This is a genomic window from Bradyrhizobium semiaridum, from assembly GCF_020329505.1.
Taxonomy (GTDB): Bacteria; Pseudomonadota; Alphaproteobacteria; order Rhizobiales; family Xanthobacteraceae; genus Bradyrhizobium; species Bradyrhizobium semiaridum.
The window spans coordinates 12,513-29,068 of the sequence record NZ_JAGKJJ010000007.1 but is presented as its reverse complement, the minus strand read 5'-3'; the positions used below and the strand labels follow the sequence as shown (position 1 = coordinate 29,068).

Below are 16,556 nucleotides of genomic sequence, written 5' to 3'. Positions count from 1 at the left end.
GGATCGAAGGCCGCCTCCGGGCGGCCTTCTTTTTTGGCCGGCAAATCGTTCATTCCAGCTCCAGCAAGATGCTGGAGCTATGACGCCGCGCACCGGCGTCATTGCCGAGGAGCGCTAGCGACGAAGCAATCCATTCTTCCGTTTTGCGGCGCGGTGGATTGCTTCACTTCGCTGGCAATGACGCGGATGGGCCTCGGGCCCGCGCTCTACGCCACGCACACCCCCGGCACCGCGACCTTCTGGAACAGATGCGGCGCGGCCACTACGGACGCCGGATAGGCGCCGAGCTTGGCCCTGAACTCGGGATTGGCGAAGGCGGCGCGGAAGGCGGCTGTGGATTCCCAGACCGCGTAGTTCAGATAGGCCGGGCTGTCGCCAAGCGCGCGGTGCAGCTGGGTCGAGATGAAGCCCGGCTGCCGCTTCATGATCGCGGCGTCGTCCTGCCAGGCCTTGAGGAAGGCGTCCTCGTCGGCCGGATCGAGCGTGAACAGGTTGACGAGCACGACACCGGCGGCGTCGACCGCGAGCTGGCGGTTGATCGGGAATGCGGGGTCGAGGGGACGGATCTGCGCCATTGGTTGGCTCCGTACGATATGGTGCTATGATGTCATTTCGTGACGATGGATACATAGTAAATTGACATCATAATGTCAATGCCATCTTATGGTGACAAATGCCTCCGACCAAGCGAACCCCGGCGGGCGATGCCCTGAGCGGCCTCATCCTCGACCTGTTCCGCCTCAGCAGCCTGCTGTTCACCGCCGGCGACCGGCTGGTGGCAGGGCTCGGGCTGACCAGCGCCCGCTGGCAGATCCTCGGCGCCATCATCGCGGCCGAGCGCGCCCAGCCGGTCGCCTGGCTGGCGCGCGACCTGGGCGCCAACCGCCAGAACGTGCAGCGCATCGTCAACGACTTGGCGCGCGACGGCCTCGTCACATTCGAGACCAATCCGCATCACCGCCGCGCGCAACTCGTGGTGCTGACCGACAAGGGGCGTCACGCCTTCGAGGCCGCCATGCGCCTGCAATCGCCCTGGGTGAACGGCCTCGCCGACGGACTTTCGGTCAAGGACATCGAGACCATGCATCGGGTGATCAGCGCGCTGCGCGGCAAGCTGGAAAGCAGCGAGGAACCCGGCTAGGGCATGATCCGCAATCCCGTGAGCACGCTCGAACAACGAGCTAAACCCGAATTCATCACGCCTGCGCGCGCATGACGTAAAACATGCGATGCGCGCACAGCTGCCGCCTCCGGGCGGCCTTCTTTTTTGGCCAATGACACACAGGTTTGCTAGTTACGACGGAACCCGATTCTTCCCTCGAGGACTTCCTATGCGCGCGCTCCCGCTCCTGCTGCTCGGTTTCGCCGTCGCCTCGGCGCCTGCTCTCGCCCAGATGAAGCTCTCGCCGAAGGCTGCGCCCAGCGGCGGCCCGGAGACACGCTATTTCACCGCGATCGACGGCCTGATGGACGGCAATGCCGAAGTCGTGCTGAAGGAAACCCGTCAGGGCAAGACCGTCACCGCGGCCGTGCTCGACGTCTGCTATCCCGCGGAAAAAGGCTCCGACCGCAAGGACCGCTTCGTCGCCAACCTCACGGTCAGCGGCACCACCCTGTCGGGCACCACCCAGAGCATCGCCGACAAGCAGCCGGTCACCATCAAGCTGAACCGCAAGCAGACCGGCGACAGTTTTGAATTCCGCGGCCAGATCACGGTCGGCCAGACCGTGACCGAGGTCGCCTCCTCGGACAATTCCGATCTCAGCGAGAAGGAATTCACCGACAACCAGGCCACCGAAGACGGCATCACGCCGCAGCCGAAGGATTTCACCGACGTGTCGCCGGAAGCGATGGGCGTGCGGGTCAAGCTGGAATCGGCCGCCGACTTCCTCAAGAGCCTGAAGGGCGAGGCGGTCGAGGTCAGCACCTCCAGCCTCGCGGTGACCTGCGACGAGATGCGCTCCGGCGAGCAGACCATCAACCTCACCGTCGACCCGGAGCGCGCCTCCGCGCTGCTCGCCAAGGCGAAGGCGACGCCGGGCGTGACCGCCGCCGGCTGGACCAGCGGCGTGGTCGAGATGGATCGCACCATCCGCTTTGCCGCCGCCGATTGGGCCAGCGGCGAGAAGATCAACAAGGACAAGATCGCGAGCGCGATCTCCGGCGTGCTGGCCAGGACGCTGTCGGCCAAGCCGGCGTCCGCGACCTGGAACGCCAACACCGGCAAGCTGAAGCTGGTCCTGAAGCGGCCGAGCAAGACCTACCCGGCACTCGGCCTCACCACCAATCTTGAGATCACCGCGCTGGTCTCGCCCGAGAAGCCCGGCGCCAGCGATCGCCTGATCCTGTGGGTCTCGAGCCCGACAACCTCGACCACGGACGACAGCGCGGGACCGAAGCTGAACCTGTCGGAAGACACCGGCAGCGACGAGGAAGGCGGCGAGCCGATGGACGACAACGGCTCGATCGATGCGCTGCTCAAGGAGTTCAAGGGCCAGCGCTGGGACGCCGACAAGTCGGTGTGGCGCTGAGCCGATCCTGAGCCTCGCTTAGCCGTTCGACGTTCGCGCCCTCTCGCGCGCGTCGTCGATCCACCTCGCCTGTGAAGGAAAGAAAGGCGTGTCTACCAACGGTAGCTCAGCGTCGCGATCACCGTCTGCGGATCGCCGTAGCGGCAGCCGCCCGACGACACGCAGATGACGTAGCCGTTGTTGAACAGGTTCTTGACGTTGAGGCGCGCCTGAAAGCCGTTCAGCTCACGCGCGAGATATTTCAGATCGTAGCTCGCGACCAGGTCGGCCACCGTGTAGTCCGGAACGTTGAAGGCAACGCCGGGCAGATTGGTGTCACCGACATAGCGCACGCCGCCGCCGAAATTGAAGCCGTGCCAGCCGAGCGATCCGAAATCGTAGATGCCCCAGATCGAGGCCGTGTTGTACGGGACGAAAGCAAGGCGCTCGCCGAGCAAGGCCGTGTTGGTCGACCGCGTGGTGCGCGTATCGGTGTAGGTGTAGGAGGCGACCATCGCGAGCGGCCCGAACTCGGCCTTGGCCTCGAACTCGACGCCGCGCGAGGTGACTTCGCCTGACTGCACCGAATAGGTGATGTCGACCGGATCCGGCGTCAGCACGTTGGTCTGCCGGATCTCGAACGCCGCCGCGCTGATCAGCATGCGGCTGCCCGGGATCTGATAGTGCACGCCGGCCTCGACCGTCTCACCGCGCGAGGGCAGGAACTGGTTGTTGAGGCGGTCGGTGCCGAGGTTAGGCTGGAACGACTGGCTGAACGATGCGTAGGGCGCAAGACCGAAATCGGTGAGGTAGACGCCGCCGATGCGGCCGGTCCAGGCGTCGTCCTCCTGGACCGAGCGCGCATTGGTGCGCGAGATCAGCGTGTCGATATTGCTGAAATCCTTGCGGCCGCCGACCAGCAGCACGAGCTTGTCGTAGAGCTTGATCTGGTCTTGCGCGTAGAAGCCGAGCTGATCGCCTGTCGTCACCGAGCCGCGGTTGACGCTGCGATTGACCACGACCGGGCTGCCATAGACCGGATTGAAGATGTCGATAGGCGAGGCCGTGCCCTGATAGCGCGTGGAGTCCAGCACGCTGTGATAATAGTCGATGCCGGCGATCACGGTGTGCACGGCCGGGCCCCAGCCGAGCTTGGCCTCGACGGAGGAATCGACCGCGATGCCCTCGCCCTTCTCGATGCGGCTACTGACGTTGCGGTTACCGGTTCGGCCATCAGCGGCGATGCCGGTCAGCAGCAGATAGTCCCAATCGGTCTGCGAGGTGTAATAGCGAAAATTCTGCCGCAGCTTCACGGCATTGTTGAAGGCGTGCTCGAACTGATAACCGACGGTCCCGGCCTCGGGTAGGAGCCGACGCTCACATTGATCTCGCCGAACGTAGATCAATCGGTTGCAGCGGAGAAGTTGAACGCCTCTAAGTCTGAGTGTTGCTGGATGGTTGTTGCGCTCGTGACACAACATCTGTCCTGGCTGCGTAATATAGCCACAGATACAGCGGTATATTCGAGAATCGGGCTCACGTTGCAGCGCGATCCCCATGCACCTCGTTAGAGGCAATCTTGGAAGCGTTCCAAAAACCGGTGCGTCGGTCTTGCAGGGATGACGAAGGTACGGAGACGCACGACATCGCGCGACGCACTAAAGCGCGATGAGATTTGGTTGGATCATCATCGTGCTTTAGCTCTTTGTTTGAGCATGATCTTTTCGGAAAACCGCTTCGCGCTTTTCCGGATCCTGCTTTAGGCGGGAAAGATCAGGCACGTCGTCGTACCATGCGCGAGCAGCCGCCCCTGCGCGTCGGTGACCCTGCCTTCGGCGGTGCCGATGCGGCGGCCGCAATTGAGCACCACGCCCTCGGCCCGGATCGGACCGGTCTCAGGCGTGATCGGTCGGACCAGCGAGATCTTGAACTCGAGCGTGGTCTGGCTGGTGCCGGCGTCGAGCGTCGACTGCACCGCAAGCCCCATGCAGCTGTCGAGCAGCGTCGCGGTGAGGCCGCCATGCACGGTGCCCGCCGGATTGAGATGCGCGTCGGTCGGCAGCAGGGTGACGACGACGCGGCCGCGCTCGGCCTCGGCAACATCATAGCCCAGCGTGCGCGCGATCGTGTTGAGCGGCAGCGCACCGCTGGCGAGCCCCTGGACGAAAGCGAGGCCGCTCATTTGCCGTTTTTGTTCTTCGCTCACCGTACCGTAGGTCTTGGTCATTGCCGATCTCCATCGCGTGTGCGGCAAGGCTAGCGGGCACGGCTCCGGCCGACGACCCGATTTCCGGAAAGCGATGTCCGGACGCATCTCGGACTGGTCAGGCGCGAACGTGATCAGCGGCGACCGTCGGCCGGCGCCGAGGTCCCCCGTCAATCTACGGTGTGCGACCGAATGGCATGCTTTGCCGCAGTTCGGTCACCGAAAATTAAGGCTCGATTCAGTTTCCGGGATCATCATTCGCGCATCCGAACACCGGGTCACGCCATGCAAGACCGCGAGCCGACGAGTGCTGCGAGCATCTGGCCGACAGATCTGGCCGATGGCCGCGTGCCGGCCCGGCCGGCAGACCTGTGGGACGTCTCGAACGAGAATCACGACGCGGCGCTGCTGCTGCGGGAGCCGTTCGCCGACCGCATTGGCACCCTGGTGCTGGCGGCAACCGCACTGGCGGCAAGCTTCGTGCTGGGATGGGCCGGCAGCCAATACTGGCACGAGTTTGCAGGCGCATCCGGCGCCGGCCAGGTCATGGCCCAGAAGGAGGCGCCGCCTCGCGTCGCGGAAACGAAGACAAGAAGCGAGGGCGCGCGACGCTCCGCATCCAATTCCGAGCCCGCTGTGACCGGCAGCATTCCCAAGGCCGTCACGCCCAGTCCACGGCCGCTGACGCTGGGCGCTGCACCCACCACCCTGAATGCGCAAGCCGCAGCGCTGGCCGCCAGGCCGCCGCAAGCGGCGGCGCCGGAGACGCGGCCGACCACGATTCCCGGATGGTCGGTGGTCGAGGTCCGGGACGGCACCGCCGTGCTGGAAGGACCCGATGGCGTGCGGATGGCCGCACGTGGCGACGTCGTTCCCGGGCTCGGGCGAGTCGATTCCATCGTTCGCTGGGGCAATCGCTGGATCGTCGCCACCGCAAACGGATTGGTTGCAACGCCCTGAACGCCGCGGCGACGCCTCAGTTGCTGTTGATCTGGAAGCGCAACGGCTTGCCGCCGAGCAGCGTGACGAAATCGCCTTCCCGCCGCCAAGTCGTCGCACTGCCGAGCGCGGCGAGCAGATCGCTGTCGGCCTGCGCACGATCCGGCGGGCAGGACCGGTTCTCCATCGCGCCGGGGACGAAGATGATGGTGTTGCCGGCGACCGAGAACTGGCCGCGGCCGCCATTGCACCAGAGTTCAAGCGACACCTCGCCATTGTCGCCGATCTCGAGCGAGGGAATCCGCTTCGAGCCGGGCATCCTTGCTGCGTCCAGCGTCATCAGGAAGCCGAACGGAAACTCATCCTGGGCGTAGGCCGGGACCGCTCCCAGCAGCATGCCCGGCAGCGCAAACAGCACGGCGGCGCTCCGCAAAATCCATCCGATCGACATCATGTCATCCCCCGACATCGCAGCCTGAGGGCCGCGTTGTATTGGACGCGGTCGCGCTTAGCCAGTTCGGCCGCAGGCAAACGGTCCAAAAAGAAAATCCCCGCGAGCGGCGGCTCGCGGGGATCGTTGTGCCGGGGTGACGCGTCTATTTCAGGACCATCTCGGTGAACGGATAAACATAGGCCTGCAGGGTCACGAACAGACCGACCAAGCACGCCAGTACGATCGAGTGCAGGAACACGTAGCGCAGGATCGAGCCTTCGTGGCCGTACCAGTTGGTCGCGGTCGAGGCGACCACGATCGATTGCGCGTCGATCATCTTGCCCATCACGCCGCCGGACGAGTTCGCCGCCGCCATCAGGACCGGCGACAGGCCGAGCTGCTCGGAGGTGATCTTCTGCAGGTTGCCGAACAGCACGTTCGACGCCGTGTCCGATCCGGTCAGCGCGACGCCGAGCCAGCCGAGCAATGTGCCGAAGAAGGGATACAGCACGCCCGTCGCCGCGAAGGCGAGGCCGAGCGTGGCGTCGACGCCGGACAGCCGGGTCAGCGTGCCGATCGCCAGCATCGCCGAGATCGTGATCAGCGAGATCGCGCACAGGCGGATGGTGCGGCCATACTCGGCGATCAGCTTGAGCGGCGAGAAGCCCATCAACAGACCCGAGATGATCGCAGCGATCAGCATGCCGGTGCCGGTGAACGACAGATAGGTGAAGCCGAACACGGCGGCTTCCGGCGTTGGCTTGGCGGCCACCGGCGGCACTTTCATGATCAGCTTGTCGAGCTCGGGAACCGGGTAGTTCCAAACGAAGTTGGCGTTGGCCCAGGTCTTGAACGCACCGTTGCCCCAGATCAGCATCAGGATGCAGACGATGATCCACGGCAGCAGCGCGCTCCACAATTCGCCCTGCGTCAGCGGCGTCTTGTCGAGCGGCTGGGCCGCCGCCATCGTCGCGGCCGATTCATCGCGGCCACGCAGCGCCGGCGACAGCCAGAGCTGGCGCGGCTGCCAGACCTTGAGGAACAGGATCAGGGCGCCCATCGAGATCAGCGAGGCGCCGATATCGACGATCCAGGGATTGATGTAGTTCGAGATCACATATTGCGGGATCGCAAAGGAAACGCCGGTGACCAGGATTGCCGGCCAGACCTCCTTCATGCCGCGCCAGCCGGCGAAGGCCCACACCACCCAGAACGGCACGATCAGCGAGAACACCGGCAATTGCCGGCCGACCATCGCGCCGAGGATGTAGGGATCGAGGCCGGTCACCGAGGCGAGTCCCTGGATCGGCGTGCCGAGCGCGCCATAGGCGACCGGCGCCGTGTTGGCGATCAGCGACAGGCCGGAGGCGGCGAGCGGCGAGAAGCCGAGCCCAATCAGCACCGCGCCGGTGATCGCAACTGGCGTGCCGAAGCCCGAGGCGCCTTCGAAGAACGCGCCGAACGAGAACGCGATCAGCAGCAGTTGCAGGCGGCGATCTTCGGTGACGCCGCCGACCGCGCGCTTGAGCAGCTCGAACTTCCCGCACCTCACCGTGACCTGGTAGAGGAAGATGACGTTGAGCACGATCCAACCGATCGGGAAGAAGCCGGTCACGATGCCGAGGATCGATGCGCGGATCGACATGCCGGCCGGCATCGTGAACACGAAGATCGTGATCAAGTTGGTCACGATCACGGCGATGATGGCGGCGATGTGCGCCTTCACCTTGCCGCTGGCGATCAGCACCAGCAGCGTGACCACGGGAATGGCGGCCGCGATCGTCGATAGCGCGGCATTGCCCAACGGATTGTAGATTTGATTCCAGGTGTTCATCTCGGGATACCCCCTATTTCTTATGCAGCGCCCGGCCTGCGGGTGCAGGCAGGAGCGACTGGTGCGATCCGCGGGAGTTCGTCGTGTATGGTTGAGCCCGGCTCGCAGATGGACGATCGTTAAGGATCGCTCACATCCTCGCGAAATTCGAAGGTCCCCCGCCCCTCGCCGTTGTCGACATGCTAGAGTTGACATCAACACCGGGACAAGCCAACGCTTGCATGCCAGTTCTACGACTTTAGTCGTATGATAGTTTGATTGTCCCGATTCTTCAGGCCTTTACCGGCCATTCCCCGGAGACGATAATCTGTGAACAACATCCGCTCGACGCTCGCGATCGTATGGCGCATCGCCTCCCCCTATTTCAGATCCGAGGACAAATGGGCCGGCCGCGGCCTGCTCGGCGCGGTGATGTCGATCGAGCTGTTGCTGGTCGCAAACGACGTGCTGGTCAACCAGTGGCGCAACCGCTGGTACACGGCGCTGCAGAACAAGGACTGGGACACGTTCAAATACGAGACGTGGGTGTTTTGCGGACTGGCTGCGGTGTCGGTCGTGCTCGGCGTCTACCAGCTCTATCTCAATCAATGGCTCCAGATCCGCTGGCGCAACTGGCTGACCAACAAGTATCTCGGGGAATGGATTCACGGCGCCAACCACTATCGCATGCAACTGGCCGGCGACGCGGCCGATAACCCCGACCAGCGCATCACCGACGACGTCAAGCAGTTCGTCAGCCAGACGCTGGCGATCGGCATCGGGCTGCTCAGCTCGATCGTGACGCTCGCCTCGTTCGTGGTGATCCTGTGGGGCCTTTCGGCGGTGCTGCCGCTGCTGCTGTTCGGCAGCGACGTCTCGTTTCCGGGCTACCTCGTATGGGGCGCGCTGGTCTACGCCATCTTCGGCACCATGCTGACGCAGTGGATCGGCTCGCCGCTGGTCAACCTCGATTTCCATCAGCAGCGGCTCGAAGCGGATTTCCGTTTCAACCTGGTGCGGGTGCGCGAGAACTCCGAGCAGATCGCGCTGCTCAAGGGCGAAGGCGCCGAGCGCGGGCGGCTGTCCGAGCGCTTCAACCGCGTGGTCGGCAACTGGTACGGCATCATGAGCCGCACCAAGCGGTTGACCGCGTTCACGCAGAGCTATGCGCAGGCCTCGGTGATCTTTCCCTTCGTGCTGGCGGGGCCGGCCTATTTCGTCAGCAAGACGGTGCAGCTCGGCGCCCTGATCCAGATCGCCGAGGCGTTCGGCAAGGTGCAGGACGCGCTGTCCTTCTTCGTGACCGCCTACCGCACCTTGGCCGATTGGCGCGCCACCGTCGCCCGTCTCGACGGCTTCGAGCAGTCGATCGGCAGTGCCGAACAGCTGGCTGACGATCCGGACTCGATCCACAGCAAGCCCGCGCCGGGCGGTCAGATCGCGCTGCCACAGCTGCTTGTCACGCTGCCGAACGGCACGCCGCTGGTCTCGGCCAGCCATTTCAGCTTCCGTCCCGGCGAGCGGGCACTGGTCACCGGCCCGTCCGGCGCCGGCAAGTCGACGCTGTTCCGCGCCGTGGCCGGGATCTGGCCCTACGGTCACGGTGCGATCGAGATCCCGCGCGACGCAACGCTGATGATGCTGCCGCAGCGCCCGTATCTGCCGATCGGGCCGCTGCATGACGCGGTGGTCTATCCCGGCGAAGCCGCGAAGTTCGATGCCAAGCAGGTCCGCGACACGCTGAACGCGGTCGGACTGCCGCAGCTCGCCGCGCGGCTCGACGAGGAGGCGCACTGGAACCGGATGCTGTCACTCGGCGAGCAGCAGCGGCTCGGCATCGCGCGCGCGCTGCTGCATGCGCCGCAATTCCTCTTCCTGGACGAGGCGACCGCCTCGCTCGACGAGCCGTCGGAGGCGGCGCTTTACCGGCTGATCGGCGAGAAGTTGCCCGACACGACGGTGGTCTCGATCGGCCACCGCTCGACGCTCGAAGCCTTCCATCAGCGCAACATCAGGCTGGTCCGCGAAGGCGACCGCTTCACCCTGCACGATGCCGCCAAGGTCGTCGCGTCGTGAGCGCAGGAATCACCGCGGCCACGGCCGGCGGCTGACCCAGCGATGCCAGGCATAGGCAAAAGCGGCAAGCAGCAACGCACCGGCCAGCACCGGCGCGAGCAGGAATGACCACGGCAGATTGCCGGAGACGATCAGCAGCGGACTGATTCCGGCCGGCGGGTGGAAGGTGGCGGTCAAGACCATCGCGAGGATCGCAATGCCGACCGCGGCGGCGGCCGCCCAAGCCTGCGGCCCGGTCAGCCAGAGCACGGCAAAGCCGGCCAGCGCCGACACCAAATGCCCGCCGATCAGGGCGCGCGGTTGCGCGGGTTCGGCCTCGGGCGAACCCACCACCAGCACGATGGAGGTCACGAACGGGATCACCGCGAGCGGATAGCCCGCCGCGTGCGCAAACCATTCCATCACCGCGATCGCGATTGCGCCGCCAAGTCCCGCCACCGCTCCTGCGGCCAGCGCGCGCCGCCCGCCAGAGGGCAATGCCCGCCAATCCGGTTTCATCCGCATCCCGCAAAAGAAAGGGGCGGCAGATTGCTCTGCCGCCCCCACGATCTCTCCGGAAGGAGAAATTACTTCAGGTTGGACGCCGCGGTCAGATCGACCGAGAGCTTGGCGATACCCGCCGCGCCGCACCAGTTGGAGCCGAGGCCAGACGGGTTGATCGGAGTGACGTTGGTGGTTCCGCCGGCGGTGTAGTCGCTGGTGAAGGCGTTGCAATCACCCTTCGACATATCCGTGTCGGAGTAGCGCAGATCCAGCGTGAACACCTTGTAGGTGAAGCCGATGCCGATGTTCCAGGTGTTGTAGTCGGCGTACTTGATGCCGCCCGGGAACGCCGGAACGCCGTAGAAGCTGTCCGAGGTGCCGAACCACTGCCGGCCGAACTCACCCGACACATACATGCCGACGCCGCTGGAGAAGGTGGGCGCGGTGTACTTGCCGATGATCGAGGTGTAGTTGCCCCAGGCGCCGGTGTTGAGGAAGTTCGGCGAGTAGTACTCGTTCAGCGTGAACGCCCAGTTGTCGTTGATGGTGTAGGTGACCTTGCCGTAGACTTCGAAGAAGCTGACGTCCTTCTTCATCACGTTGAGGTTGGTCAGGGTGTTGGCGATGCAGTCCGCGCTCAGCGCCTTGCCCGAGAAGTCGGTCACTGCGCCGCCGCCGTAGTAGCAGGTGCCGCCCGGATACAGATAACCCCAGACGCCGATGTCGAAGGCGAACGCGCCGAAGGTCGGGCGGATACCGCCGTAGACGTCGATTTCGGCCGCGGCGCGGTTAGGGAACGAGATGCTCTCGCCGGCGACGCCGACATAGAGCTGCAGGTCTTTGTTGACGTTGTAGCGCGGCTCGAAATAGGCGCTGACCGACGGATTGTGGTTGGACTGGGTAACACCGCGGAAGATGTAGTCGCTCATGATGCCGGCGCCGAAGGCGACGTCCCAGGGATCGAACGGTGCCGGCGGCGGCGCCTTGACGGCCTTCACCGCCATGTCAGCTGCCATCGCCGAACTCGAGATCATTGCTAGCGCCGTTGCTAACAAAGCCAGTTTCTTCATGACGATCCCCATCTACTGTCCAGACAGCCCAATTCCGGAGGCCCCCCAGGGCGCGCGACAACGGACTGCAACCAAATCGCGTGTGGCCAATCTGAAACGCGCCCTCATTCCGGAGAAGCCAAAAAGACAAGCATGTGCTGACTTTTTGGGCATTCCAGCCATATTGCCGCATGTTGGTCGGCGGGTGTTGCTTTGACACAACAACTTCGGGCCTCCCGTAGCGGTTGAAAGAGGCTGCATCCGCCAATCTGTGGCCTTTTGGGCCTGACACGAGTCGAACCGCCCGAAGGGAATCAGAGGCCGGCCAACACGGAAAAGGCCGCAGCGGCTTCCGCTGCGGCCTTGGCCATGTGATCCAGATGCCCGGGGGCACCCGACGCTTCAACCCAATCTCATCGCGCTTTAGTGGTGCTCGCCGCTGTCGGCCGCGGTACCGGCGACCCAGCCCGGGGCCGGTTCGTGGCTCGGCGTGGCCCAGCTCGGAGCCGGCTGCGGCTCGGGCTCCGGTGTCGGCGGTAGAGCGACCGGCTTGGTCGCGGCGGCCTTTTTCGGAGCGCTCTTCTTGGCGGCCTTCGGTGCAGCCTTCTTCGCCGCGGCTTTCTTGGGGGCAGCCTTCTTGGCCGCTTTCTTCGCTGACTTCTTGGCAGCCTTCTTCGCCGAGGTCTTTGCGGACTTCTTCGCAGCCTTCTTGGCTGACTTCTTGGCCGACTTCGTCTTGGCCGCTACCGCCTTCTTGGCCTTTTTGGCCTTCTTGCTTTTCTTCGCCTTCTTCGACTTCGCCATCATAGTCCTCCTGTTGCCGCTGATGTGAGGCCGCCGGGCGCATTGAAGTGATCGCTTGCCGGACAGCGAACGCGCCTCGCGAGAAGCATCACCCGCTTCGCTTGTCGGACATGATCCCCTGCGCAAACGCGTGGTGTCTGTCGCGGAGGAGCGCCGGATCCTGACGTTGCGCCAGTGCAAGCCTCCAGGTCCGGATCATGCTCGAGTGGCAGTCGATCAATTCAATCCTGGCCGGGGGCCTCCTGTCGCCCAATCGAGAAGCTCAATCGTGTGCACCACAGGAACTGACGTGCCGCCGGCAATTTGAACCATGCAGCCAATATTGCCCGCAGCGATCATGTCCGGTTTGACAAGCGCAATATTGGCGACCTTGCGATCGCGCAATCTGCTCGCAATGTCGGGCTGGAGAATGTTGTAGGTGCCCGCCGAACCGCAACACAAATGGCTCTCGGGCACATCTTTCACCACGAATCCATTCTTGGAAAGCAATTCTTTCGGAAGTTGACTTATTTTCTGTCCATGCTGCAGCGAACAAGCCGAGTGATAGGCGACGGTGACGTCGTCGGTTAGTGTCGAAGGCGCAAGCTCGAGGTCGCCGAGATACTCGGTGATATCCTTTGCCAGTGCGGAGATTCGCTTGGCCGGCTCCGCGAACGCAGTGTCCTCACGCAGCAGGTAGCCGTAGTCCTTGACGACCGTGCCGCAGCCCGAGGTCGTCACCAGGATGGCATCGAGCCCGCCGCGGTCCGCTTCGCTTTGCCACACCGTGATGTTGGCCCGCGCCCGCGCGAGCGCGTCGCCGTCCTGGCCCATGTGATGGGTCAGCGCGCCGCAGCACTGCTCGTCCTTGACCAGCACCACCTCGATGCCGTGCCGGGTCAGCACATTGATCGCGGCTTGGTTGATGCGCGGCGCCAGCACCTGCTGGGCACAGCCCTGCAGCAGCGCGACCCGGCCACGCCGCCGGCCGAGCGGGGCGAACACGGTTCCCGGCGCGGGACCCGGCTTCGGCAGGCCGCGCGGCGCCAGCGCCAGCATCGCCTTGATCCGCCGCAGCAGAGCCGGGCTTGCAGCACCGACCGAGGGGGTCGGCAGCAGCGCCGCGAACGGCCGGGCGAGGGAGGCGAGGATCATGCTGATCCGGAACATGCCCGGCCGCGGCAGCACGAAAGCCAGCACCGAGCGCAACAGCCGTTCGCTCAAGGGGCGCGTGTAATCCCGCTCAATGCGCACCCGGGCCTGGTCAACGAGGTGCATGTAGTTCACGCCCGATGGGCAGGTGGTCATGCAGGCAAGGCACGACAGGCAGCGGTCGATATGCTTGACCACGTCAGCCGTCGGTGCCTTGTCCTTCTCCAGCATCTCCTTGATCAGATAGATGCGGCCACGCGGGCTATCGAGCTCGTCGCCGAGCAGGACATAGGTCGGACAGGTCGCTGTGCAGAAGCCGCAATGCACGCAGGCGCGCAGGATCTTGTCCGCTTCCTTGGTGTCGGGATCGGCGAGCTGCGCCAGCGTGAACTCGGTCTTCATGCGGCTCCGCCTCGCTTCATCCGACCGCGGTTGAGGATCGACTTCGGGTCGAAGCTCGCCCGCACGCGCTCGCCGAGCGCGGCCAGCCCGGCCGGCTGCGGCTGGAACACGTCGACATTGCGGCGCACCTCCTCGGTGGCGCGGATCAGGTTGGCGTGGCCGCCGATCGCCTCGACCTGCCTGCGGACCAGCACGGCCGCCGCGTCGGCACTCGGCGGCACCGCGGCCCAGATCAGCCCGCCGCCCCAGTCGTAGATCACCTCGCCACCGCTCTCGCGCGCCAGCGCCTGGCCGAGCGCGCCGCCCACGGCCGGGGGGCAGACGATGCGCCATACCGGCGACGCTCCGAGCGCGCCGTTCGCGGCGAAGGGCTTGACGTCGCGCAACGCGCTCCAGGCCGCCGCCGAGGCGCCGTCGGCGAGGCTCTCGACCGTCCCATATGAGGACAGCGCCTGGCTCAACGAGCCGGCCCGGTGCGCCACCGAGGCCGCGATGCCCTCGAGCCGCACCAGCGTGACCGACTGCCCGGCGTCGGCGAGCGAGGCGAACGGCTCCGCCCCGAACCGCAACGCGGAGCCCGGCAGATGCGCCGCGCCCGAGACGTCGTAGGGCGAGCCGAGCGCCGCCGTCATCGCCTTGTTGGCGGTGACGTCGTCGAGGGAACGCAGCAGCAGTGTCCGCTCGCTTTCCGGCTTCGGCATCACCTTGATCGTCACCTCGGTCATGACCGCGAGCGTGCCCCAGGAGCCCGTGAGCAGCTTGCAGAGGTCGTAACCGGTGACGTTCTTCACCACCCGCCCGCCGGTCTTGAAACTGTCGCCGAACCCGGACACCGCATGCGCCCCGAGCAGGTGATCGCGGGCGCCGCCGGCCTTGATGCGGCGCGGACCCGCGAGGCCTGCGCCGATCATGCCGCCGATGGTACCGCACGCCGCGGTGCCCAGCAGCACCGAGGTGTCGACCGGCTCGAAGGCGAATTGCTGGTTCTTGGCGTCGATCAGCGACTGCACGTCGGCGAGCGGCGCCCCGGCCTGAACCGTGATGATCAGCTCGCTCGGCTCATAGGACGCGACGGCGTTCAGCGCCGAGACATCGAGCACCGCATTGGTCACCATCGGGTGGCCGATGGCGCGTTTCGAACCGTGGCCGATGATTTCGAGCGGCTGCTCGCCGGCGACAGCCGCGCGCACCACCTCCTCGACATCCTTGGCGTCTCTGACCTTGAGCGTATCCACGCGCTAGCGGGTATCGAAATTCGGCTCCGAAATCAAATGCGCGCGCCGAAAATTGTCCTGAACGCGGCGAGCCCCGCCGCGGTGATCTCGACGGAACGGCCCTGCGGGTGGCGGCGGATCCAGTCACGCTGGAACGCGAGGTCGGCGATCGCAGCCCCTGCCCGCCCGGCGAGATGCGGCCGCCGCTCGCTCCAGTCGAGACAGGATCGACACAACAGCCGGCGGCTGCGCGCCGGCGAACGCAGGTCGATGCCAAGATCACCGAGGAACGCCATACCGGCGGCGGTCAGTTCGCCGGCCTCACGATCCAGATGGAGCTGGCCGCGCTCGCGCATCGCCTCGGCGACGGCAACGCCGAGCTCGCCGGCCAGGTGGTCGTAGCAGGTCCGGGCCCTGCGCATCTCTGCGTCGATCCGCGGCGCCGGCCGAAGCGGCTGAGGATCGATCGCGGCGACCGTCATCATGCCTTCGAGCATCTGCGCCACCAGCGGGGTGGCCAGCCGGTAGAGCCGGCGCGGACCGCGCCGCTCGACCTTGAGCAGCGCGCGCTCGACCAGCCGCGCCAGATGCCAGCTCGCCGTCTGCGGCGTGACGCCGGCGATGCGCGCCAGTTCGCTCGCGGCCTGCGGACGGCCGTCCATCAGCCGCGTCAGAATGCCGGCGCGGCCGGGATCGGCAATCAAGGCGGCAAGGTCGGCAAGCTCGGGGGCGATGATCTGCATGGCTGCTCCGGCGGTTCGGAACACGAACCTGTCGCACGATCTTCATCTGCAACGCTTCGATTGCAGTCGAAGTGTTCACGACATCGACACTTCGATCACCAACGAACCCGGCACGCGGACCGATCACCTATGTCCTGCATTGCGGTTCGGCACCGCGACACAATCGGAGACGATCATGCAGCGTTCGCAAGTCGAAATCGCCACGACGTCCAACCGGCGATCGGCCATCGGCAGATTCGCAGCGATCTTGGCGATCGCCAGCGTCTCACCTTGGGCCGTGTCCCAATCCCGATCAGAGTCAAGCGACGGAGGAAGACCGATGAAGCACTATGCGATGAGCACGAGAACCATCAGCGATGCGATCAACACCGGCGGCCTGCTGGTGGTGGCGCAATGGGAGGCGAAGGAAGGACAGGCCGACAGGATCGCGGAAATCCTCGACCGCTTCCTGCCCGAGGCGCAGAAGGATCCCGGCACCAAGCTGTTCCTGATCGGCCGCGGCAAGGACAACCCGGCGCAGTTCCTGTTCTACGAGCTGTTCCAGGACGAGGCCGCATTCAAGGCGCATCAGGACAGTGCGTACTTCAAGACCTACATCGCGGAGCAGGCGCTGCCGCTGCTCGCCAAGCGCGAGCGCGCGCAATACGCGCTGCTGTAGGCTTCACGAGGGAGGGTCTGCACCGCGGCCCTCCCTGCCGCAGCTCGGCTAAGGCGCGATTGGTTAGGCTGATCGTGATCGCGCCTTAGCTGCTT

The 16,556-nt window shown here is 65.3% G+C and carries 16 protein-coding genes; 5 read left to right on the top strand and 11 right to left on the bottom strand.

Annotated features, from left to right (window positions below; translation table 11 throughout):
• Positions 1-206: 206 nt before the first annotated feature.
• Positions 207-575, bottom strand: a complete 369-nt coding sequence (locus J6500_RS10745) for an antibiotic biosynthesis monooxygenase family protein (RefSeq protein ID WP_225712669.1) — start codon at positions 573-575, stop codon at positions 207-209.
• A 98-nt stretch (positions 576-673) separates the two neighbouring features.
• Here J6500_RS10745 and J6500_RS10740 point away from each other — a divergent pair, with 98 nt between their 5' ends.
• Together J6500_RS10740 and J6500_RS10735 are read left to right on the top strand one after the other, a co-directional pair.
• Positions 674-1,141, top strand: coding sequence for a MarR family winged helix-turn-helix transcriptional regulator (locus J6500_RS10740; protein WP_225712668.1), 468 nt, complete (start codon positions 674-676; stop codon positions 1,139-1,141).
• A 190-nt stretch (positions 1,142-1,331) separates the two neighbouring features.
• Entirely contained in the window at positions 1,332-2,531 is a 1,200-nt protein-coding gene (locus tag J6500_RS10735) for a hypothetical protein (RefSeq protein WP_225712667.1), read from the top strand.
• Positions 2,532-2,623: 92 nt separating this feature from the next.
• Here the strand turns inward: J6500_RS10735 and J6500_RS10730 are convergent, their stop codons facing one another.
• Positions 2,624-3,991: a TonB-dependent siderophore receptor gene (locus J6500_RS10730; RefSeq protein WP_225712666.1), complete on the bottom strand. Its 1,368-nt coding sequence runs from the start codon at positions 3,989-3,991 to the stop codon at positions 2,624-2,626.
• Between the two features lie 278 nt (positions 3,992-4,269).
• Positions 4,270-4,737, bottom strand: a complete 468-nt coding sequence (locus J6500_RS10725; RefSeq protein ID WP_225712665.1) for a PaaI family thioesterase — start codon at positions 4,735-4,737, stop codon at positions 4,270-4,272.
• A 264-nt stretch (positions 4,738-5,001) separates the two neighbouring features.
• On the opposite strand from J6500_RS10725, the gene J6500_RS10720 reads away from it, so the two are divergent.
• Complete coding sequence (locus J6500_RS10720; protein ID WP_225712664.1) at positions 5,002-5,676, top strand: hypothetical protein; 675 nt, start codon at positions 5,002-5,004, stop codon at positions 5,674-5,676.
• A 16-nt stretch (positions 5,677-5,692) separates the two neighbouring features.
• On the opposite strand, the gene J6500_RS10715 is transcribed toward J6500_RS10720, so the two are convergent.
• Positions 5,693-6,052, bottom strand: a complete 360-nt coding sequence (locus J6500_RS10715) for an META domain-containing protein (protein ID WP_225712934.1) — start codon at positions 6,050-6,052, stop codon at positions 5,693-5,695.
• Positions 6,053-6,251: 199 nt separating this feature from the next.
• The gene (locus J6500_RS10710; protein ID WP_225712663.1) at positions 6,252-7,922 is read right to left on the bottom strand and encodes an L-lactate permease; all 1,671 of its coding nucleotides are present in this window, start codon (positions 7,920-7,922) and stop codon (positions 6,252-6,254) included.
• A 309-nt stretch (positions 7,923-8,231) separates the two neighbouring features.
• Between J6500_RS10710 and J6500_RS10705 the strand changes: the two genes are divergently transcribed.
• A complete protein-coding gene (locus J6500_RS10705; protein WP_225712662.1) occupies positions 8,232-9,977 on the top strand; it encodes an ABC transporter ATP-binding protein/permease in 1,746 nt (581 codons plus the stop codon).
• 9 nt (positions 9,978-9,986) lie between these two features.
• On the opposite strand, the gene J6500_RS10700 is transcribed toward J6500_RS10705, so the two are convergent.
• The 6 genes from J6500_RS10700 to J6500_RS10675 all read right to left on the bottom strand — a co-directional run bounded on the left by J6500_RS10700 (position 9,987) and on the right by J6500_RS10675 (position 15,803).
• Positions 9,987-10,523 carry an HPP family protein gene (locus J6500_RS10700; RefSeq protein ID WP_225712661.1) on the bottom strand — a complete coding sequence of 179 codons (537 nt, stop codon included), beginning with the start codon at positions 10,521-10,523 and terminating at the stop codon, positions 9,987-9,989.
• Between the two features lie 20 nt (positions 10,524-10,543).
• Positions 10,544-11,530 (bottom strand): TorF family putative porin, encoded by a 987-nt coding sequence (locus J6500_RS10695; RefSeq protein WP_225712660.1) that lies wholly within the window; start codon positions 11,528-11,530, stop codon positions 10,544-10,546.
• A 402-nt stretch (positions 11,531-11,932) separates the two neighbouring features.
• A complete protein-coding gene (locus J6500_RS10690; RefSeq protein ID WP_225712659.1) occupies positions 11,933-12,313 on the bottom strand; it encodes a histone in 381 nt (126 codons plus the stop codon).
• A 216-nt stretch (positions 12,314-12,529) separates the two neighbouring features.
• Positions 12,530-13,846, bottom strand: coding sequence for a glycolate oxidase subunit GlcF (gene glcF, locus J6500_RS10685; protein WP_225712658.1), 1,317 nt, complete (start codon positions 13,844-13,846; stop codon positions 12,530-12,532).
• Complete coding sequence (locus tag J6500_RS10680; RefSeq protein ID WP_225712657.1) at positions 13,843-15,081, bottom strand: FAD-binding protein; 1,239 nt, start codon at positions 15,079-15,081, stop codon at positions 13,843-13,845. The genes glcF and J6500_RS10680 overlap by 4 nt, the downstream gene beginning before the upstream one ends.
• 32 nt (positions 15,082-15,113) lie before the next feature.
• Entirely contained in the window at positions 15,114-15,803 is a 690-nt protein-coding gene (locus J6500_RS10675) for an ArsR/SmtB family transcription factor (protein ID WP_225712656.1), read from the bottom strand.
• 319 nt (positions 15,804-16,122) lie between these two features.
• Between J6500_RS10675 and J6500_RS10670 the strand changes: the two genes are divergently transcribed.
• Positions 16,123-16,461, top strand: coding sequence for a putative quinol monooxygenase (locus J6500_RS10670; protein WP_225712655.1), 339 nt, complete (start codon positions 16,123-16,125; stop codon positions 16,459-16,461).
• Positions 16,462-16,556: the final 95 nt, after the last annotated feature.